The sequence below is a fragment of the Bifidobacterium callitrichos genome (genome assembly GCF_008698085.1).
GTDB classification, from domain to species: Bacteria; Actinomycetota; Actinomycetes; order Actinomycetales; family Bifidobacteriaceae; genus Bifidobacterium; species Bifidobacterium callitrichos.
The window spans coordinates 31,544-51,357 of record NZ_RZJP01000004.1; the positions used below are offsets into that span (position 1 = coordinate 31,544).

At 63.6% G+C, this 19,814-nt stretch carries 17 protein-coding genes and 1 tRNA gene; 10 read left to right on the forward strand and 8 right to left on the reverse strand.

Annotation, left to right across the window (positions count from 1 at the left end):
• Positions 1 to 672 precede the first annotated feature (672 nt).
• Both EMB92_RS08985 and EMB92_RS08990 read left to right on the forward strand, forming a co-directional pair.
• On the forward strand, positions 673 to 2,181 hold the full coding sequence (locus tag EMB92_RS08985) for an ATP-binding protein (RefSeq protein WP_150394613.1): 1,509 nt from the start codon (positions 673 to 675) through the stop codon (positions 2,179 to 2,181).
• A gap of 312 nt (positions 2,182 to 2,493) precedes the next feature.
• Positions 2,494 to 2,862 carry a helix-turn-helix transcriptional regulator gene (locus EMB92_RS08990; protein WP_150394614.1) on the forward strand — a complete coding sequence of 123 codons (369 nt, stop codon included), beginning with the start codon at positions 2,494 to 2,496 and terminating at the stop codon, positions 2,860 to 2,862.
• A gap of 538 nt (positions 2,863 to 3,400) precedes the next feature.
• Here EMB92_RS08990 and EMB92_RS08995 read toward each other — a convergent pair.
• Positions 3,401 to 3,488, reverse strand: a tRNA-Ser gene (locus tag EMB92_RS08995).
• A gap of 344 nt (positions 3,489 to 3,832) precedes the next feature.
• On the opposite strand from EMB92_RS08995, the gene EMB92_RS09000 reads away from it, so the two are divergent.
• The 5 genes from EMB92_RS09000 to ureC all read left to right on the forward strand — a co-directional run bounded on the left by EMB92_RS09000 (position 3,833) and on the right by ureC (position 10,434).
• Positions 3,833 to 4,825, forward strand: coding sequence for a glycosyltransferase family 2 protein (locus EMB92_RS09000; protein WP_223847699.1), 993 nt, complete (start codon positions 3,833 to 3,835; stop codon positions 4,823 to 4,825).
• A 27-nt stretch (positions 4,826 to 4,852) separates the two neighbouring features.
• Positions 4,853 to 6,913 (forward strand): DUF6541 family protein, encoded by a 2,061-nt coding sequence (locus tag EMB92_RS09005; protein WP_223847664.1) that lies wholly within the window; start codon positions 4,853 to 4,855, stop codon positions 6,911 to 6,913.
• A gap of 14 nt (positions 6,914 to 6,927) precedes the next feature.
• Positions 6,928 to 7,857, forward strand: a complete 930-nt coding sequence (locus tag EMB92_RS09010) for an AEC family transporter (RefSeq protein WP_150394616.1) — start codon at positions 6,928 to 6,930, stop codon at positions 7,855 to 7,857.
• A 121-nt stretch (positions 7,858 to 7,978) separates the two neighbouring features.
• A complete protein-coding gene (ureA, locus tag EMB92_RS09015; RefSeq protein WP_140445613.1) occupies positions 7,979 to 8,659 on the forward strand; it encodes an urease subunit gamma in 681 nt (226 codons plus the stop codon).
• A gap of 50 nt (positions 8,660 to 8,709) precedes the next feature.
• Positions 8,710 to 10,434: an urease subunit alpha gene (gene ureC / locus EMB92_RS09020; RefSeq protein WP_150394617.1), complete on the forward strand. Its 1,725-nt coding sequence runs from the start codon at positions 8,710 to 8,712 to the stop codon at positions 10,432 to 10,434.
• A 15-nt stretch (positions 10,435 to 10,449) separates the two neighbouring features.
• Here ureC and EMB92_RS09025 read toward each other — a convergent pair whose 3' ends face one another.
• The 7 genes from EMB92_RS09025 to EMB92_RS09055 form a co-directional block, all read right to left on the reverse strand.
• Positions 10,450 to 11,829 (reverse strand): ferric reductase-like transmembrane domain-containing protein, encoded by a 1,380-nt coding sequence (locus EMB92_RS09025; protein WP_150394618.1) that lies wholly within the window; start codon positions 11,827 to 11,829, stop codon positions 10,450 to 10,452.
• On the reverse strand, positions 11,826 to 12,731 hold the full coding sequence (locus EMB92_RS09030) for an FAD:protein FMN transferase (protein ID WP_150394619.1): 906 nt from the start codon (positions 12,729 to 12,731) through the stop codon (positions 11,826 to 11,828). Before EMB92_RS09030 ends, EMB92_RS09025 begins: the two co-directional genes overlap by 4 nt.
• 63 nt (positions 12,732 to 12,794) lie before the next feature.
• Entirely contained in the window at positions 12,795 to 13,322 is a 528-nt protein-coding gene (locus tag EMB92_RS09035; protein ID WP_190973638.1) for an FMN-binding protein, read from the reverse strand.
• Between the two features lie 228 nt (positions 13,323 to 13,550).
• On the reverse strand, positions 13,551 to 14,402 hold the full coding sequence (locus tag EMB92_RS09040; RefSeq protein ID WP_150394621.1) for an urease accessory protein UreD: 852 nt from the start codon (positions 14,400 to 14,402) through the stop codon (positions 13,551 to 13,553).
• Positions 14,403 to 14,417: 15 nt separating this feature from the next.
• Positions 14,418 to 15,026 carry an urease accessory protein UreG gene (gene ureG, locus EMB92_RS09045; RefSeq protein WP_150394622.1) on the reverse strand — a complete coding sequence of 203 codons (609 nt, stop codon included), beginning with the start codon at positions 15,024 to 15,026 and terminating at the stop codon, positions 14,418 to 14,420.
• Positions 15,027 to 15,195: 169 nt separating this feature from the next.
• The gene (locus tag EMB92_RS09050) at positions 15,196 to 16,038 is read right to left on the reverse strand and encodes an urease accessory protein UreF (protein WP_223847665.1); all 843 of its coding nucleotides are present in this window, start codon (positions 16,036 to 16,038) and stop codon (positions 15,196 to 15,198) included.
• A 39-nt stretch (positions 16,039 to 16,077) separates the two neighbouring features.
• Complete coding sequence (locus tag EMB92_RS09055) at positions 16,078 to 16,674, reverse strand: urease accessory protein UreE (RefSeq protein ID WP_150394623.1); 597 nt, start codon at positions 16,672 to 16,674, stop codon at positions 16,078 to 16,080.
• Positions 16,675 to 17,083: 409 nt separating this feature from the next.
• Between EMB92_RS09055 and cbiM the strand changes: the two genes are divergently transcribed.
• The 3 genes from cbiM (at position 17,084) to EMB92_RS09070 (ending at position 19,806) form a co-directional block, all read left to right on the forward strand.
• A complete protein-coding gene (gene cbiM / locus EMB92_RS09060; RefSeq protein WP_223847666.1) occupies positions 17,084 to 18,130 on the forward strand; it encodes a cobalt transporter CbiM in 1,047 nt (348 codons plus the stop codon).
• Positions 18,127 to 18,942: an energy-coupling factor transporter transmembrane component T gene (locus tag EMB92_RS09065; protein ID WP_150394624.1), complete on the forward strand. Its 816-nt coding sequence runs from the start codon at positions 18,127 to 18,129 to the stop codon at positions 18,940 to 18,942. Before cbiM ends, EMB92_RS09065 begins: the two co-directional genes overlap by 4 nt.
• 159 nt (positions 18,943 to 19,101) lie before the next feature.
• Positions 19,102 to 19,806 (forward strand): energy-coupling factor ABC transporter ATP-binding protein, encoded by a 705-nt coding sequence (locus EMB92_RS09070; RefSeq protein ID WP_223847667.1) that lies wholly within the window; start codon positions 19,102 to 19,104, stop codon positions 19,804 to 19,806.
• Positions 19,807 to 19,814 lie beyond the last annotated feature (8 nt).

The window sequence follows — 19,814 nt, forward strand, 5'->3', positions numbered from 1 at the left end:
GTTGAGTTCCCTGGATTCGCAGGGCTCAGGGCAGGAATCGGCTTTTGTCGTGCTGAGTCCCTCGCAGGCGGGCGAGATGGACATAGGAGAGTGCGCAAATCACGGAATGGCTTGAAAACGTTGGAACGCCGCCGCTTCAGCAATGACCCCCCTCCTTCCTTTGAGCGGGGAAAAGGCGATGGCGGAGGATACGAGACACCAACCTTCAGCAGGGCTCAGCACTATTGCACTGCCGTTTGGCATTTACGGGCTTCGCGCCTCCGCCGTACCGCCTCCGTTACCACGTCCGCGGTGTGTCGTGACGGGCTGTAACGGCATCGTCCGGTGGTTGGGACGCATGCACTTCGTCATGTCGGCTGTGTCGTCGCAGCATTGCTTTTCGCTGAATTCTACACTGAATACACTGAATTCAGTCATTGATACGCTGAATTCAGTGTAGATGCAGCGAATCGTCGTCAGTCGATTATCGAAGTGTGCTTAGTGAGAACTGCGTAGGCACGCTTTCTCTGGCTCGTTTTCGAGGTTCAAGACTCCAATGTACCTGCACATTAAGTCGCATACCTAGGAACTTGACCTTGAAACCTAGGAAGTCTACTGTTGAACCTAGGAAGTTGCAGGGTTTGGGTTCCTAGGTTGCTTCCTAGGTTCTTCTCCGACACGCAGGGAGGTTCCATGTTCTCCAAGATCGTTACCGACGATGACTTGGCCGTGGCGGTCAATACCATGCGTGAAGCCAACACCGATCTGGCCGATTATGAGATCAAGGATGCCAAGGGCGGTTTTCCGTCCTCCGTGGTGGATTCCATGGTGGCGTTCGCCAACACGTCGGGCGGCGTGGTCATTCTCGGCATCTCCGAGAAGACGTTCGATTCGGTGAATGTGGACGTAAAGATGCTCCAGAGCCAGCTTGCGCAGGCGGCGCGTGACCGCATAAGCCCGTCCATCATGGCCGACATCCTCGTGCTGCATTACGGCGACAAGCCGGTGGTCGTCGCCAATATCCCCGAACTGGACGTGCGCCAGAAGCCTTGCTACATCCGCAAGGATGGCAGGCCCAAGGGCTCGTATCTGCGCACCGGCGATGGCGACTACAAGATGACGATGTACGAGATCGATCGGTTCATGGAGAACCAGTACCGGATGGCCCGCAACGATGTCGCCATCGTCGACGAAGCCACAGTGGATGACTTGGACCAGACCCTGTTGAACGGATGGCTGAACATCCAGCGAGGGGGATCGTTTGGCGGCACTGCGTCCATGAGCGATGAGCAATTGATGGTCAATCGTCGTGTGCTGGCCTACGATGCGCAGGATGTGCTGCGTCCCACGGTCGCTGGGTTGATGGCGTTGGGGACTTTCCCGCAGAAGTTCTTCCCCCGGCTGAACATCGTGTTCTCGGCGTTTCCCACGTCGGTGAAGGGCGATATCGCGGCGGGCGGTCGAAGGTTCGTCGATTCGCAGAACATCGACGGGTCGATTCCGGTCATGCTGCTCGCCGCGTTGCGCGCGGTGTCCCGCAACATCAGGCACGGTGCCGTGGTCAAGGGCGCTTTGCGCGAGGATGTGCCGGAGTATCCACTCGCCGCAGTCAGGGAGGCGGTGGCGAACGCCCTGATGCACCGTGACTACTCGCTGGACGCGCAGGGAGCACCGGTGCGTGTGGAGCTGTACCCGGATCGTTTGGAGATCATCAATCCCGGTGGTTTGTTCGGCCCGTTGACCGTGGACGAACTCGGCAAAAAGGGCAGCACCCAGTCCCGGAACCAGTTCCTCTCGCGCATTCTGGAGGATGTACCGTACACGGATATCGATGGTCAGGTCGGTCGCGTGGTGGAGAATCGCGGCACTGGGTACGCGATCATCGAAGGCTCTCTTGCCGATGCGCTTATGGACCCTCCGGTGCCGGTGAGCACGCTGAGTGAATTCCGCATTATCTTTGGGCGTCGCAGGATGACCGAGCAAGAAGGGACTTCCCACTCGCGGGATAACATGCGCCAGGCGATTCTCTCGTATCTGGCCGAGCGGAACAGCGCCAGCACATCCGAGTTGGCCAACGCGGCGGGCGTGTCCCCGAAGACCATCCGCGACTACCTGTCCGGTCTGATGGATGAGAATCTTGTCGAGGGCATCGGATCCAAGTACAGCCCCAAGCGCCGATACCGGCTGGTGGCTTCCGAGTAGACATTTCTGAGTAGGAGCCGCGGCCGTGTCGAATGCCTTGAACCCGAACATGAACCTAGGAAGTTACCTAGGAACCTAGGAAGTGGGTGTGGGTAAGGTTCCTAGGTTCGGGTGTGGGTTCGGGACGGTGCCCGCAAGGTCGGTACGAGGCTTTGGGCATCCCCGCAAAATGCGGCGCCGATATCGACTGGAACGACTGATGACTTTCATGCCCGGGTTGTCTGCACATATGTGCAATCCGCGTCAATCCCTGCGTGAATGTGCACTCCATAGCTCAATGAGCTGGCATCGCTGTGCGATCGCTATCTATACATGGAAAACGGGACGCTGGCGGACCAGTTCGACGACAAACAGCCGGAAGTGACCGTGAGCGCGCTGCAGCGTCCTATCGATGAGCCCGGCTCGCTACGCGTCCGCTTTCCCGATGCCTCAGCGTCTGACGCGCATGCGCGGTTGAGTGAAGAGCAGCCTCGGCAGACGGGGGGCGGCAGGTTGAGCATCGTGGAGCAACGCATTCTCCAGCTGACGTCAGAGGGATACTCCACTGAGGAGATTGCCGGGCAACTGGGTATCGCATCCACTGCGACGATTCGGTCGCATACGCGCAACATCCGAGAGAAACTCGGCGCGCGGACGCTGAGTCATGCCGTCGCGCTGTGGCTGCTCGGCGACGACGATTAGGCGTGCGGCAGACCGGTAAGACGTGGTTGGTCGCTGAATTCTGGCTCGAGCGCTATCGGTATGTTCTACGTATCGATTTCATGCGGGGCAATGATGTCCGAGGCTTCTTCTCCGGCTTTGTCTGCTTGTCTCGGGGGATTCAGCGCGAGAAAGCAGGGTGATCGCGTTGAGTCCCTTGGATTCGTGGGATTCAGTGCGGTTGTGGGTGATTTCGCCGTTGAGTCCCGCGACTTGGACGCCGGACCTGTATCCGGCTGTCGGTCATGGAATAGGAATCATTGGAATTCCGCCGTTTTGTGGCGGTGTCGGCTGGGCGTCTTCGGCCCGGTGTTGGTGTGGGTAGGTGTTGTCGTGGGACTCAGCGTGAGAATCGCGGGGAATCGCATTGAGTCCCTCGGATTCGTGGGACTCAGGGCCGGAATCGGCTTCGGTTGCGTTGAGTCCCACGGAGGCAGATCGGCGGAATGGTTTGAAAACGCTGGGATTCCGCTGCTTCGGCAATGAAAAAGCCCTTTTCCTTTGGGTGGGAAAAGGGCGATGGCGGAGGATACGAGATTCGAACTCGTGAGGCTGTTACACCAACACGCTTTCCAAGCGTGCGCCATAGACCACTAGGCGAATCCTCCGTGTTGTCTCTCCACCCCTGAACAAGCAGGCTTCGAACGCAACTCGTCATACGATACCAGCTTCTGCAAAATCTGCCACCATACGGCGTGTTGTGTTGCGCTGCAACGGTTTTGGGGATTACGGATTCATTGCTGATTGGCCGTGAGGCTCGTGCTGATTGGTCGTGAGGGCCGTGGCGGGGCGTAGTGAGAGAATAAAGCACATGACTGATGTGAAGGTTTCCGAATCGAAAGCCGCAAAGACCGTGAAGGCCGCAAAGGCTACCGAGGCCGCAAAGGTTGCTGAGGCCCACAAGCCCAGCAAGACCAGCAAGTCCGCCCCCAAGTCCATCGACCACCTTGCGATGGTCATCACCACGTACAAGCGCCAGAATCTGCTCGCCACTCTGTTCGAGTCGATTCTCGCGCTTGAGCAGGCCCCGTGGCGCATCATCGTCGTGGACAACGAGCAGTCCGACGAGACGAAGTCCATGGTCGCCGATCTCGAGGCCAAGGCGAACGCGCAGTGGGGTAGGACCGTCGCCGACCGGTCCGGCAACCAGTCGCGCGTCGTCTACGCGCCGCAGACCGCGAACCTCGGCGGCGCGGGCGGCTTCTCCGCGGGCGTGAAAAAGGCGTACCAGTTGGGCGCCGAATGGTTCTGGGTGATGGACGACGACGTCGCCGTCCTGCCTGACGCGATCGCCAAGCTCGCCCCGTGGACTCTGCGCCACGAGGTCATCCAGGGATCCCGCTTCGACTATGACGGCGGCCCGTTCTACTGGCAGTACGACTTCCGCATCGGCCTGGGCATCCCGAACCCGATCGCCCCGGCTGCATTCGGCCGCGCCGGATACCGCACGATGAACACGCTGTGCTTCGAGGGCGGCCTGTTCAACCGTCGCGTCGTCAAGGCGATCGGCCTGCCCGACCCGCGCTTCTTCATCTACTGGGACGACACGATCTACGGCTATCGCGCGAGCAAGGTCACCGCGCCGATCGTCGTGCCCGACGTGGTGCTGCGCCGCACGCGCGAGATCGGCAACTGGGACATCGCCGGCGTGCGCCAGCTCAACTCCACGTCCGACATGAACCGCTACCACATCATGCGCAATCGCGGGTACATGGCCCGCTACTTCATGGTCTACGGCGATTATCGCCCGTTCCTCTTCGCGCTCGGCACCGCCGCGACCGCCGCCAAGGAGCTCATCCGCCTCGTCATGGTCGATCGCGAGCACCTTAAGACCGGCATCGTGCAGATCGCCAAGGGCTGGTGGGATTCACGCAAACTCCTGCACGACCGCTCGTGGCGTCCGATGCCGGCCCCGCTGCCGGACACGCTCGATCTCGACGACTGATCCGGTTGAATCGGAGCCGCCCGTCACATGTCGATCAAGTCGATGAACACCGTTCCCGACACGGCCACGCTCGGTACAGCCACGTCCGGCGCGTCTGCATCCGGTGAGTCTGCCATGCCACGGCGCGTGTGCCGTCTCGCCCCGCCCATCGCCCTGCCCGCGTGCATGACGATCGGCGTGCTGCTCGCGTTCGCCGTGGTCGTCGCGTGGTTCCCCAAGGGGGACGCGGCGTGGCAGTATCCGCTGCATCAGATCGACGCGCCCGCCCACTACTACTTCATCCGGCGCATCCTCGACGAGGGGATCGGCGCGGCCGCGCACCTGTGGCCCAACGACGCGTACTATCCGCCGCTGTTCCACCTGCTCGCCGCCGGACTGATCGCGATCGCGCGGCTTGTCGGCGTTGAGATGACCATCTACACCGCGTTCAACGTCGTGTGGATCGCCGGCGCGGGACTCGTCTGGCCGGCCGGCATGCAGCTGCTCGCCTCGTACTGGACCTGCCGCGGCCTGCGCGACGCCCGCGCCGGTGCCGGGTCACGGGGTACGCCGTCTGATCCGTCCGAGGCGAGTGCGGATTCCCCGCTGGCGCAGTCCCGCCTTTTCCCCTGTGCGATGGCGCTGATCGTGCCGTTGCTGTCGGTCGCGTCGGCCAGCCATCCGTTCCAGATGCTCGCCTCCGGCCCGCTCGTCGCCTACGGTCTCGCCTTCTCGTTGCTGCCGTTCTGGCTGTACGCGACGCTGCGACTGTTCGACGCGATCGTCGCGCGTTCCGCGATCATCCGCTGGAGCGCGATCACCGTGTTGACCGGCGGCATCACCGTGTTCGCGCACCCGCGCATGACGTTCACCTGGCTGCTGTTCATCGGCCCGTTCCTGCTCATGCGACTGCCGTGGCGATTCATCCTCGCCGCGCTCGCCGCCTGTGTGCTCGGCGCGGGCGCGTTCCTCGCGTACATGGTCACGCACTACAAGTCGAGCCGCTACTTCAATCCGGGCGACTGGTTCCACACGTTCGTGCCGAATCGCACGGTTCCCGACGCGTTGCGCGTGTTCGTCACCGACAACATCGACGGGCCCGCGGGAGTGGCGATGGCGGTGGTGGTCGTCGCGGCCGTGGGGGCGACGATTGTTGCGATCGTTGCCAAAACAATGCGCAAGGATGCGATTTCGGTGCTGTTGGTCGTGGTGCTGTTCGGACTGCTCTACGTGTGCTCGACCGCGCTCACCGGGTGGTTCCCGAACATCGTGGCGGCCGCGTGGTATCGCGCCGAAACCAGGCCCCTCACGATGATCCCACTCGCCATCGTCACGCTGCTCGTCTTCGCCGCAAGCGCGCTACGCGACTTGTCGATGCACGCCGCTGGATCGGTCGGGACTCGGAACGCGGCGCGAGACGAGGCCGAAGCCGGTGCGGTGCACCACCGCAATGCCGACCGGGGCATATCGAGCATCGCCCGTGTGTCATCGGCGATCATGGTCGCCGTCCTCGCCGCGCTCGCCGTCGGCGCGCAGTTCGGCGGCGTGACGAGCGGTCCCGACGGGACGCTCGCCGGCTGGGGCAACGCGAATCGTGCCAGACTCGCCCGCGACATCTACGCGAACATGACGCTGACCGACGCCCAGCCCGACGAGCAGCTCACGGACACCAAGTACGCGATCCTCGCCGACATGGCGCGCACGGTCGAGCCCGGCGCGGCGGTCATCTCCGACCCGCTCAACGGGTCGATGTACGGCAAGACCGCGTTCGACGTGAACATGCTCTACCCGATCTACAATCCGATGGCCGAGAAGAACGGCGCGATCTTCGGTGCGGTCGAGCGTGCGTTCGACTCCGGCGACAAGACGACCCTGCTCGACACGGTCTGCCCGATCGAACAGGACAAGCCCGAATACTTCCTCGTGATGGGCGGTCAGGCGCCGAGCCTCCAGATGTTCACGTTCCGACAGCAGTACGACCCGTTCCATCGCGAGGACCTCATCGCCAAATACGAGTCCGACGGCACGCTCGTCAAGGTACGCGACTACTCGGATCGCGCCGACTATACCAAGGGGTGGGCGCTCTACCGCTTCGGCTGCACACGGTGAGGTAGAACGGGAGCATGCTCTTCCAAGCCTGCTCCCTGCTGCTGGTCATCGTCGGCGTCTACGCGCTCAAGCATCTGCATGTGTTCGGCGAGCGCGACTACAAGGTCGCGCAGGGACTCGTGTTCAACCTGACCCTGCCCTGCGCGATCATCCTGTCGTTCGCGACGAACAAGCACGACATGCGCATGCTGTGGATCGTGCTGTTCGGCTTCTTCGCCTGCCTGATCCCGCTGTTCGTCGTCTATTTCGGATCGCGCGGCGACGAACGCAACTACCGCGCCTTCCAGATGCTCAACGCGTCCGGTCTCAACCTTGGCGCGTTCTGCCTGCCGGTCGTGCAGACGTTCATGGGCGCGTCCGCCGGCCTGCCGATCATCATGCTCGATATCGGCAACGCGACCGTCGCCACCGCCGGGTCGCTGACGATCACGCGCACGCTGCTCAAGATGGACGACGGTTTCAAGGCCCTGCCGTGGCGGCTTCGTCTGCGCAACATCGCCCGCGACTTCCTCGGGTCGATCTCGTTCGACATCTACATGCTCATGCTTGTGTTCATGTTCCTGCATATCACGATCCCGCAGCCGATCGTCACCCTGATCACGCCGTTCGCCAACGCGAACGCGTTCTGCGCGATGGCGATGATCGGCCTCATGATGGAGGTGCCCGACAATCGCAAGGACAAGGTGGAGCTCGCGAAGGTGATCGCGTGGCGTGCGGTGTTCGGCGTGATCATCGCGCTCGCCGCATGGTTCCTGCTGCCGTTCGACGCGCGCATCCGCGAGATCATCGTGCTGGGCGCGTTCTCCCCGGTCACGATCTTCTCGACCAAGTTCACCGATTCGCTGACCGGCAACGCGAAGCTCGCCGGCTTCTCGCTGACCGTCACCGCGATCATCGGCCTGGTGGTGATGACCGTACTGCACGCCCTGCTGCCTACGGCGTGACGCGCCCGCTTGCGCGTTCCGTGGGAACGAGACGCGGAAACATATCGTTCTTGTAGCGGTCGTAGAATGTGCCCGATTCGTGAGACGCACATAAACGACCATACGGACGATGGGGGCCTTGATGAGACTGACACCACGGGAGACCGACAAGCTCATGCTGTATTTGGCGGGACAGCTCGCCAAGGACCGCAAGTCGCGGGGGGTGAAGCTCAACTACGTCGAGGCGATCGCGCTGATCTCCTCCGAATGCGTCGAACGCGCGCGCGAGGGCGCGACCGTCGCCGAACTCATGTCCTACGGGCGCACGCTGCTGAAGCCCGAGGACGTGATGGACGGCGTCGCCGAAATGCTCGAGGTCGTCGAGGTGGAGGCCACGTTCCCCGACGGCACCAAGCTCGTGTCGATCCACAACCCGATCGAATCGACCGAGAAGCTCGTCCCCGGCGAATACCTGCTCGCGGACGACGACCTGACCCTGAACGACGGCAAGGACGCCATCGAACTCGACGTCGTCAACACCGCCGACCGCCCGATCCAGATCGGCTCCCACTTCCACTTCTTCGAAGTCAACAAGTACCTGAAGTTCGACCGCAAGGCCGCCTACGGCAAGCGACTCGACATCGCCGCCGGCACCGCCGTGCGATTCGAGCCGGGCGAGGCGCACCGCGTGCGCCTGATCGATATCGGCGGCACCCGCGAGATCCATGGCTTCAGCGCTCTCGTCGAAGGCCGGCTCGACGACCCGCAGGTGCGCGAGGCCGCGTTCAGGAAGGCCCACGAACTGGGCTTCCTCGGCATCTGAGACTTGATTCGATCGGCAGGAACATCGGCAGGAACACGGGGACACACATCATGAGCAAGACCATCACACGCAAGGACTACGCGGGCATGTTCGGCCCGACCACCGGAGACCGCGTCCGCCTCGGCGACACCAGCCTCATCATCGAAGTCGAGAAGGACTACACGCACTACGGCGACGAACTGAAGTTCGGCGGCGGCAAATCGTTCCGCGACGGCATGGGCCAGTCCAGCGTCCAGCTCGACGCCGAATCGCCCGACACCGTCATCACCAACGCGCTGATCGTCGACTGGACCGGCATCTACAAGGCCGACATCGGCTTGAAGAACGGCAAGATCAGCGCGATCGGCAAGGCCGGCAACCCACAGACCATGAGCGGCATCACCCCCGGCCTCGAAGTCGGCTCCGGCACCGAGGCGATCGCCGGCGAGGGCCTGATCGTCACCGCGGGCGGCCTCGACACGCACATCCACTTCATCTCTCCGCAGCAGATCCGCACCGCGCTCGCGGGCGGCATCACCACGATGGTCGGCGGCGGCACCGGCCCGGCCGACGGCACCAACGCGACCACCTGCAATCCGGGCGCGTTCCATCTGGCCCGCATGATCGAGGCGGCCGAGGCGCTGCCGGTCAACATCGCCTACCTCGGCAAGGGCAACGACTCCAGCCCCGAGCCGCTGCGCGAGCAGATCCGCGCCGGCGCCGCGGGTCTCAAGATCCATGAGGACTGGGGTTCCACGCCGGCCGTCATCGACACCTGCCTCGGCGTCGCCGACGACATGGACGTGCAGGTCGCGATCCATACCGATACGCTCAACGAGGGCGGCTGCGTCGAGGACACGATCGCCGCGTTCAAGGGACGTGCGATCCACACCTACCACACCGAAGGCGCCGGCGGCGGCCACGCCCCGGACATCATCCGCGCGGCCGGCTTCCCGAACGTGCTGCCGAGCTCCACGAACCCGACGATGCCGTACACGCGCAACACGATCGACGAGCATCTCGACATGATGATGGTCTGCCACCATCTCGATCGCAATGTGCCGGAGGACATCTCGTTCGCCGACTCGCGCATCCGCCCCGAGACGATCGGCGCGGAGGACGTGCTGCACGATCTCGGCATCATCTCGATGATGAGCTCCGACTCGCAGGCCATGGGCCGCGTCGGCGAGGTCATCACCCGCACGATCCAGACCGCCGACAAGATGAAGAAGCAGCGCGGCCCCCTGCCGGAGGACGAGCACGACAACAATCGCAACGACAACTTCCGCGTCAAGCGCTACGTGTCGAAGTTCACGATCAACCCGGCCATCACGCACGGCATCGCCGACTACGTGGGGTCGATCGAGGTCGGCAAGATGGCCGATCTCGTGCTCTGGCAGCCGTCGATGTTCGGCGCGAAGCCGGAGATGGTCATCAAGGGCGGCACGATCGCCTATTCGCGTATGGGCGACGCGAACGCCTCGATCCCGACCCCGGAGCCGGTCTACTACCGCGACATGTTCGGCGCGCTGGGCCGTGCGCTGTCGAGCTCCTGCGCGACGTTCGTCTCGCAGGCCGCGGTCGACGACGACATCAAGGGGCGTCTTGGGTTGGCGCGTCAGGTGCTGCCGGTGCGCGGATGCCGCACGATCGGCAAGAAGGACCTGAAGTTCAACGACACACTCGCCGACATCCAGGTCAACCCGGAGACGTTCCAGGTGACGGTCGACGGCGAGCTCGTCCACTCCGATCCGGCGTACGAGCTGCCGCTCACCCAGCGCTACTTCCTGTTCTGAAAGACGCTCTGCGGTCTACATCGTAAAGGGTTCGTAGTAGATGTCGGTTGATGCGACGCCGTGCTTGGCGAGGATCTCGCGCACCGCGTCCATCATCGGCATCGGACCGGCGATCAGGTAGATCGCACCCGGGCGGATCATCGGCGCGATCAACGCCTCATCCGCGCGGCCGGTTTTCAGCCGCACGCGCGTGTCCGGCGACGAGGCACCGAACCGTTCCAGCTCGTCGCGGTAGATGAAGTCGCGATCCGATCGCGCGGTGTACAGGAAGTCGACGATGCGCGGGCTGGGGGTGGTCGCGGCTGCGCTCGCGCCCGCATATGCGGTGAGCACGCCGATCAGCGGGGTGACGCCGATGCCGCCGGCAATCAGCACTAGTGGAGTGGGGGAGTGTGCGGGCGACTGCGCGTCATGCTCTTTGATGAACTCGGCGTAGCGGCCATACGGTGGCACGACGCGCACGCGCTCGCCCGGCTTGAGCGAGGCGATCTTTGAAGTGAAGTCGCCGTCCGCGCGGATCGCGAACGACATGACCGGGGCCTGGCGGGATGAGTCCTGGCCATCGCCCGCATACGAGTTGGTCAGCGAGAACGGGTGCAGTTCATGCATCCCGCGTACGCCCGGGAACGAGATGAACGCGAAATCGCCCGGATTCCAACGGATCGAGGAACTCGTCCCGGACGTTGCCGTACGCCCGGAATCGTCGATCGCGATACGCAATTCGGTCACGCGCGGCGCGATCGGACGAACCGACGCGACGCGACCGCGCAATGTGAACGCGCGACGGCTCACCGAGCTCCACACGTAGTAGGCGAATACCGCGATCGTCGCCGCGTCGAAGAGGAACAGGAACGGGCGGTTCGACGCGATGTAGTCGATCACATGCACGTGGATGACGATCAGCGCGATCGCCACCAGATTGAGCCGGTGCAGCCACACGCTCATCTCGTGACGGAACAGCCGCTCCAGCGCACGCTTGACCTTGGCGAGCCAGGCCACGCGCGACGTCAGCCATCCGGCCATGAACACCAGCGACCACACCGCCACCGCGATGAACAGATACAGTCCCGTATGCCCGGTCAGGCTGATCAGCGCGCCCGCACCCGGCAGCAGCGACTGGTGTACGAACGCGAGGGCGATCGCCAGAATCGCCAGCACGCCATGAATCATGTACATGTGCGGCAGGCCGACCGTGCGGTCCACCCAGCGCGGACGGCACGCGAGATACACGGCCGCCAGCATCCACGTGTACGCGACGACGCCGATCTCCGCGCCGAACAGCGTATCGGCGTACAGCGCCGGATAGCCCGCGGCCAGCGTCGCGAGGAACGGCAGCGGCACGATGAACAGTACCGTGGCCCATGCGAGGGCGATATGCGAGGTGAGGAATTTCATGATTGGTCCTTGATGTCTCTCTTCGTTGTTTGTGATGTTCCCGGCGTGATCTCGGCGACCGTTCCGTCCGCGCGCACGAGCACTGCCGAAATCGTAGTGCGGGCGACGTCGTTGCGGGCGATCATCGCGCGGAAGTCGCGCTCGCCGGCGCTAATCGCGGCCGTCGCCCACATGTCCGCAAACGTGAGGCGATCGTCGACGACGGTGACCTGTGCGAGATCGTGCGCGCGGCGGGTGATGTGTTCGCCGCGTGCGGAGGTGCCCGATGTGGCGATGCCGCCGTTGCGCAGGGTGATCGTGCGCAGGGTCGCGTCGTGTGTGGGTGAGAAGGGGTCGGCGACGCCGATGTTCCACGTGAAACAACTGTTGTTGCTCACGCCGGTCTGGATGTCGCCGCCGCCTCCGATCGCCGCGGCCTCGCATCGGCCGGTGTCGAGCAGTGGCTTGAGGAATCGGCGATGCGCTTCCTCCACGGCCCAGCCCTTGACGATGCCGGTCGGGTCGTAGACGCCTGCGTGCATCGGGTCGAAGTGCCCGTCGGTCAGGGCCTTGGCCTGCTGCGCGAGCGCGTAGATCTCGGCGAACGCGGTGACGGGCCGGCCGTCGAGCGGACCGGGATGCAGTAGCGCCGACCAGTCGCCTCGTCTTGCCGCCGCGACCTGGGAGTCATCGCGGAACGGGGAGAACGTCGAGTCGACATCGGCGAGGAATGCGGCGATGCGCGGCGTGACCTCGTCGAGCAGGGTGTCGAGATGGGACGCGGGGGAGTCCTTGGTGATCGGGTCGATCCGGTTGTTGTCGGGGCCGGTGTCGCCTGTTCGAACCAGCTGGATGGTGAACGGGATGGTCATCGCGTGAATGACGCGTGCCCTGATGGTCGGGCGAGATGATGTGGGTGCCATATCTGGAGTATCCGGAGTCGGTGTGATGTCATGTCCGGTGTCCCTCAGGGGGACTCGTTGTCGTCATTTGCCGGCGTTGAGCGACTGGTTGATGGCGTCCTGGAGCGAGTTGACGAACGCTGTGGAGGTCTCGGTCGCACCCGAGACGAACTGGATTTCGGCGCTCTGCGCGCTGATCGCCCGGTCCGTCAACTCGGGGATCGCCTGCGCGTTCACCGACTGCGAGCGACCGTGGGTCGGCATCTTGACCGTCGTGATGTCGGTGATTTTGCCGCCCTTGACGGTGACCTGCAGCTGGATCTCGCCGTACGCGTTCGGCGACGCGACGGATGTGTACGTGCCGTCCTGAAGTTCGCCGGACGACGCGGAAGATGAGGAATCCCCGGATGAGGTGCCCGAGCCATCCGCGCCGCTGGAACCGGACGTTGATCCCGAATCGGCGGAACCGCCTCCCGATCGGGTCGACTGGGTCAGAGTGCTGGACGTCCCCTGCTGTGCCAGATGCGGCTTGACGAACAGCAGGAACGCATCGGCCACGATGGCCAGTCCCGCGACCACGGCGATGGCCACTTTCGTGATGGTTGCCTTCATGATGATCCCCTTCATACATGTGATACAAACGCCTTGTTGGGCATGCCGGATACGTCATGGCTAAGCCCTGTGGAACGCGTGCTGCATGGTACTGCGTGAGCCGTTGACACGTTCTGACGACCTCACGATACCTATCGCGATCTGGATGGAAAATAGGGGAAAACTGAAAGAGGGCTGAAAAACGGTATTATTGTGACATATCTCTCATCGAGGTATTGTCGGCGGCTGTCAGCCTTCGGTCACCATGTCGGCGACGTCCTTGATGAAATCGAAGGCGTCGTCGCCGCGCGTGGTGAGCAGGCGCACGCACACGCCGTTCACCGCGCGGCTCACGCCCAGTTCGCCGACGAGACCGATCGCATCCGCATGCGAGCGGATGCGATCGATCAGCGCGTCCTCGGCCGCGATCCGCGCCGCCTCGGCGTTCGCGCTGTTGCTATCGGTGCCGCCGGCACTTGCCATGCCGTCATCTTCGCGCGTCTCCGGCAGGTGCGCGTACAGCACACCGCAGTGGGTGAACTCGCGCCACATGCCGATGCCGGTGTAGTCGAACGCGTCCGGTTCGAGCAGCATGCGGTCCGCAAACGCGAGCCGATCGCCCACATACACGCGCATGCGGTTCGTGAACCGGCGCATCGCCCACCGCTCGTCCATGCCGACGCGGCCGCACGTCACCACATCCGCGTATACGAACGTCGACTCGGGGGCGATATGCGCGGTCGTCAGGTTCGAGAACGTGCTGCCGCGGAACGGGATCACCGGGAACGGCAGGAACACGGCTGTCGCGTCACCCCGCGCGGTCAGTTCGATCGTGCGCGACGCCGACCCGTCGGCCGTGTCCAGCACTTTCTCATAGCTCTGCGTCCTGATCGTCGAATCGGTGCCCGGGCCGAAGTCGATCTCGATATGCGCCTCATCGCCCTTGAGAAAACCGGGGGAGGCGAGCATCACGATGAAATCGGAATGACGGCCGTTCGTGAACGGCGTCATCAGCTTGAACGGCGCCTCGAAATACACGTCGTCGATCTTCGTGCGCCCATGACGGAACGCGGTGGCCAGACGGAAAGTGCTACTGCCCATAGGTGAACTCCTGAATCACACGCCTTCGAACAGGACGTTCTTCTTGATCCACGCGATCACGTCGTCGACGCCCGCGCCACCCATCAGATCGGTGAAGATGTACGGGCGGCCGTTGCGCATGCGCTCGGAATCGCGCGCCATCACATCCAGATCAGCGTGCACCAGCGGCGCCAGATCGGCCTTGTTGATCACCAGCAGATCGGAGCGCGTGACGCCCGGGCCGCCCTTGCGCGGGATCTTGTCGCCCTCGTCGGTCGCGATCACGTAGATCGTCGCGTCGGCCAGATCCGGGCTGAACGTGGCGGACAGGTTGTCGCCGCCCGACTCGACGAACATGATCTGCACATCCGGATGCGCGGCGGCCATCGCCTCGCACGCCTCCAGATTCATCGAGCAATCCTCGCGGATCGCGGTGTGCGGGCAGCCGCCGGTCTCGACGCCGACGATGCGGTCGGGCGCCAGGCGGCTGTGCTCGATCAGGAACTCGGCGTCCTCCTTCGTGTAGATATCGTTCGTGACGACGCAGATGCTGTATTCGTCGGCCATCTTGCGGGTGAGACGCTCGATGAGCGCGGTCTTGCCGGAACCGACGGGACCGGCGATGCCGATGCGTACGTAGGACATGTGTTCTCCTTTTTTCGGTTGGCCGGTGTGGCGGGATATATACGATACGCGACACACTCAAGGCCGTTCGGCCAAGCCTACGGTCGCGTATCGTATATATCCCGCCACACCTCCGTTGAATGGGCAGGTACGTAGGTTGTGTCCTACGTAGGGGAGTAGGGGTGAGGGACTAGCTCATGTAGAGGCGGGAGTAGAGGGTTTCGTGTTGCATGGCGGCTATGTCGATGTAGGCGCCGGAGATACCGAGATCCTCGGGTTTCAGGGTGAGGGCGATGTCGACGGCGCGGATGAGTCGCGGGAACGAGTCGTGCAGCGCCACCTGGCCGACGTACTGGCTTAGGGGGATCGCCTTCGCCGCGCACATCGTCAGGGCGCTGAGCAGCGAGTAGCCGTAGGTGACCGCGGCCTCGCGCACGCCGACCGCGTGATCGGCCGCGTACAGGCCCATCGCGATCGCGTGGACGCCACGGCACTGTCCGGCCGCGATGAGTCGCGTGTACAGATCGAGCTTCGGCGATCCGTACAGTGCGTCGGTCGCGCCCTCCAGACGGTGCCGCTCGGTGCCGTGCTCGTGGACGGCGATGATCTCGCTGTCGCGCGTATCGCGGGTCTCGTGCGCGCCATCCATCTGACGGACGAGCTTGATCAGGCGGGTGCACATGCGCTCGCTGCCCTCGCGGATCTCGCGCGCCGACTGCAGGGCCGACGCCAGCTCGTCCAACGCAACGATCTTGCGTTCCAATCCGGCTTCCGACAGACGCTTGTCGGTGCCGTATTTGCCGGCCAGCACCATCTGCCCGATCTCCTTGTACGGGGCGATGGCCAGATAATCGCGCATGTACTGCTCGAAATCGGCGCCGCGACGCAGGAAATCGCGTTGCACGAACGTCTCCATGCCATTGGACAGCGCGAACGCGCCCACCGGAAACACGCTGTCGCACACCTGCAGCATGGCGAGGTGCCGCGCCTGCGCGTCGTTGAGCGCCGCGATGTCGGCGTTTTTCATGGTCATATGGAGTGCCTCGGATCGGAATGGAACGTACGGACGAGTTCAGTGCGTGTGCCAGGTGCGGCCGCCGTCGTGGCTGTGCGAGCCGTCCGGGCGATGCAGCACGCCGTTGAGTTCGTACTCGGCGTCGGCCTCGGCCTCCTGCTCCTCTTCGGCCACGTCGCCCGTGGTCTTGTTGGTGCCGGGGATGATCGTGCCGGTGCCGGCGTGCGCCTTGACGATGAGGAAGCCGTCGAATCCGCCCTCGATGATGTGCGGTTCGTAGCCGATCTTCTTCGTGTACTCCATCGTCGGATGGTCGTACGGCACGAGCACGCGATCGTCCTCCACCTTGAGGCTCAGGTGACGATTGCCCAGCTCGAAGCACAGACGACCCATCTCCTTCATCGAGCTCACGGGGATCTCGATGAGCTGCGCGGTGCGGATGCGCGCGAAATAGCGCTTGTCCGCGGTTTCGGCGAGCACGTCGCCATCTTTGATGGTCTGGCCGACCATCACGCCGATTTCGGTGCCGTCCTCGGCGACCTTCATCATACGTTTCTTGTCCGTCTCGAACCAGTCGAAGGCGACCGGCACCTCGAGTTTGCCGTCGTCGTACTGCTGGCTGATGATGTTGCCGGTGATCTCCTTGGCGATCATCCGCCCTCCTTATCGCGAGTGCCATGCGGTTCACGCGGCGTGACGAAAGGCTTTGCACACGCTGCTGCTGCCATGATCGTCATGCCGGGTGTCCGCTGTACGGACACTCAGTGTAGGGGTCCCGATGCGTCGTTGTGTAACGAACACATGATCGGAAACTCGGAAAATACCTCGGAAAATATCCGATGAATCGCGATTTCGTCGTGATGATGCATCGCGCGTAATCGGCGTGTTGCCAATGATTTCAGGCTGTGCGAAGTTCTCGTTTACATGGTGCATCACGCATGTGATATTACGTTCCCAACGACGCAAGGTCGGATGATCCTCCGGCGGTGCGACGGCATTCCCCATCAGCGATGTCCACGATGTGGACGAGAGAGAGGCTGACATGTTGTATGATCCGCAATCCGTGACGTTGGCGATGCATATCCCCGACAACTTCATCTCGCCGTCCACCGGCGCGGTGTTCTGGGTGATCATGATTCCGATCTGGGTGCTGTGCTTCCGTTCCGTGATCCGCAGCAGCACCCCCGAGAAGATGGCGTACCTCGGCGCGGGTGCCGCGTTCTCGTTCCTCATCATGATGTTCAACGTGCCGACTCCCGGCGGCACCACCGCGCACGGCGTCGGTGGCGCGCTGATCGCCCTGCTGCTCGGCCCCCAGTACGCGACGGTCGCCGTGTCGGTCGCGCTGCTGCTGCAGGCGCTCCTCTTCGGCGACGGCGGCCTGATCACGCTCGGCGCCAACTGCTTCAACATGGGATTCGTGCTGCCGTTCGTCGCCTACGGACTGTATGTTGCTCTGCGCAAGATCCTGCCCGACGGTTGGAAGGAGCGCGTGGCCGAATTCATTTCCGGCTACATCGGCATCACGCTTGCCGCGTTCTGCGTCGCGCTCGAGCTTGGCGTCCAGCCGCTGCTGTTCCGCGATGCCTCCAGGCAGGCGCTCTACTTCCCGTTCTCCTTCGCGGTGACGATCCCCGCGATGCTCATCCCGCATCTCGCGGTCGCGAGCGTGGTCGAAGGCCTGGTGACGGTGGTCGTCGTCGAGTTCGTGCGTCGCACCGCGCCGGAGATCATCGAGGCCAACGCGCGAGTCGCTGCCGGTTCGGGCACGTCGACGTCCGGCGAGTCTGCCGCCCACTCCGGGCTGCGCCGCTCCGCATGGATCGCGCTCGGCGTGGTCGCGCTGCTTTCCCCGCTCGGCCTGATCGCCACCGGCGATGCGTGGGGTGAGTGGGGTGCCGAGGACTTCATGACCGCCACCGGCCTCAACTACGTGCCGCAATACATCGCCCATGGTTTCACGTGGAACGCTCTGCTGCCCGACTACTCGCTCGCCGGTCTGCCGGACATCGCCGGCTACATCCTGTCCGCCGTGATCGGCATCGCCGTCATGACCATCCTCTTCCGTCTGCTCGCGTTCGCCGTGCGCGGCAGTAAGGCGCGGGCGTGACGACAGAACTGCCGGCGTGGCTGGGGGAGTCCGAGCGGTACGAGCCGGTCGATGACCGGTCGTCGTTCATCGAGCACAATCTCGCGCATCTCGGCGGGATGCTCGAACAGGTCGGCTCCCCGCTGCCGGTCACGCACAGTCCGATCGACCGTGCATTGTGCGCGGTATCGCCCGCCCTGCGCCTCATCGGCGTGCCCGCCGCGATCGTCTGCGTCAACGCGACCCGCAACATGCTGTTCGCGTACACGATGCTCGCGGTCGTCCTTGTCATGCTGGCGATGCGCCCGGCGCGCATGATCATGGCGATCGTCAAACCCGCGCTTGCGGTATGCGTGCTGAGCTTCGTCCTGTCCGCGCCGAGCGTGCTCATCGGACAGTACAGCGCGCCCGTGCGACTCGTCGTCAAGGCGTTCGTCGCCGTGTCGCTGGTGATCGCGCTCGCACGCACGGTGCCGTGGAACCGCCTGATCGCCGGACTCAAGGGCGTCGGCTGCCCTGATTCGGTGATCTACGTGTGCGACGTGACTGTGCAGTTCATCGACATCCTCGGACGGTCGATGGTCTCTTTGCTCGATGCGTTGAGACTGCGCAGCGTCGGCCGCGATTCGCACAAGCTTATGTCCGCGGGCCGCGTGATGGGCGCGCTGTTCCTGCGCGCCAACACGCAGGCGAGGCAGATGGCCGAGGCGATGGTCTGCCGCGGCTTCGACGGTCACTACCATGTACGCCGCGATCCACTTGTTGCCGTACCCAACGCGATCTACGCGCTCGTCATCGCTGCGATGATTGCGCTCGCCGTCTATTGCGGATAGGTGGTGAGTTCCTCCTCTGTCGGCAAGGGCTCGGATTGTGGGCATTTGGCCCCCTCAGACGAGGGGGCTGTCAGCGGAGCTGACTGGGGGAGTGAACGGGGTGGAAGTAGTGTAAACGCGAAACGCCGAATTGGAGGAATGATGTTTGATGGGGATCCGTTGGTTGAGTTGTCGCATGTCCGCTTCGCGTATGCGGATACGGGGAATGCCGATGCCGGTACGGCCGGCCGTCGCACTGTGCTCTCCGACTTCAACCTCACCGTCGAACGCGGCGAATGCGTTGCGCTGCTCGGGCCCAACGGTATCGGCAAGACCACGGTGATGCGCATCGTCAACGCGCTCGATTTCCCCGACTCCGGCGAATACCGCTTCGGTGGCACGCTGGTTACGCGCGCCGAGGTCGAAAAGCGCAACAGCCGGTTCGCCAAGGCGCTGCATCAGCGCATCGGCTTCGTGTTCCAGAACTCCGATACGCAGCTGTTCTGCCCGTCGGTGGGGGAGGAGATCGCGTTCGGCCCGACGCAGATGGGTCTGCCGGACGCGGAGGTCGATCGTCGCGTGAACGATATCGTCACGCTGTTCGATTTGGAACGGTTCGTCGATCGCGCGCCCTACCGCCTGTCCGGCGGCGAGAAGAAGCGCGTCGCCGTCGCCTGCGTGATGTCGATGAACCCTGATCTCATGGTGCTCGACGAGCCGACCGACGGCCTCGACGAGGAGAACACTGCACTTGTGGTGCGCGTGCTCAAGGCCTACGTGGAGGCCGGCAAGACGGTATTGCTGTCAACCCACCACCACGACATAGTCGAAGCGCTCGACGCCCGCATCGTAAGAATGTCGGGGCGTAGCCTCGGCCCCCTCTGACGAGGGGG

Bases quoted from the DNA above. Each gene is read 5' to 3' on its own strand.
- EMB92_RS08985 (WP_150394613.1), top strand. From the start codon at position 673: ATGTTCTCCAAGATCGTTACCGACGATGACTTGGCCGTGGCGGTCAAT.
- EMB92_RS08990 (WP_150394614.1), top strand. From the start codon at position 2,494: ATGGAAAACGGGACGCTGGCGGACCAGTTCGACGACAAACAGCCGGAA.
- EMB92_RS09000 (WP_223847699.1), top strand. From the start codon at position 3,833: ATGGTCATCACCACGTACAAGCGCCAGAATCTGCTCGCCACTCTGTTC.
- EMB92_RS09005 (WP_223847664.1), top strand. From the start codon at position 4,853: ATGTCGATCAAGTCGATGAACACCGTTCCCGACACGGCCACGCTCGGT.
- EMB92_RS09010 (WP_150394616.1), top strand. From the start codon at position 6,928: ATGCTCTTCCAAGCCTGCTCCCTGCTGCTGGTCATCGTCGGCGTCTAC.
- ureA (WP_140445613.1), top strand. From the start codon at position 7,979: ATGAGACTGACACCACGGGAGACCGACAAGCTCATGCTGTATTTGGCG.
- ureC (WP_150394617.1), top strand. From the start codon at position 8,710: ATGAGCAAGACCATCACACGCAAGGACTACGCGGGCATGTTCGGCCCG.
- EMB92_RS09025 (WP_150394618.1), bottom strand. From the start codon at position 11,829: ATGAAATTCCTCACCTCGCATATCGCCCTCGCATGGGCCACGGTACTG.
- EMB92_RS09030 (WP_150394619.1), bottom strand. From the start codon at position 12,731: ATGGCACCCACATCATCTCGCCCGACCATCAGGGCACGCGTCATTCAC.
- EMB92_RS09035 (WP_190973638.1), bottom strand. From the start codon at position 13,322: ATGAAGGCAACCATCACGAAAGTGGCCATCGCCGTGGTCGCGGGACTG.
- EMB92_RS09040 (WP_150394621.1), bottom strand. From the start codon at position 14,402: ATGGGCAGTAGCACTTTCCGTCTGGCCACCGCGTTCCGTCATGGGCGC.
- ureG (WP_150394622.1), bottom strand. From the start codon at position 15,026: ATGTCCTACGTACGCATCGGCATCGCCGGTCCCGTCGGTTCCGGCAAG.
- EMB92_RS09050 (WP_223847665.1), bottom strand. From the start codon at position 16,038: ATGACCATGAAAAACGCCGACATCGCGGCGCTCAACGACGCGCAGGCG.
- EMB92_RS09055 (WP_150394623.1), bottom strand. From the start codon at position 16,674: ATGATCGCCAAGGAGATCACCGGCAACATCATCAGCCAGCAGTACGAC.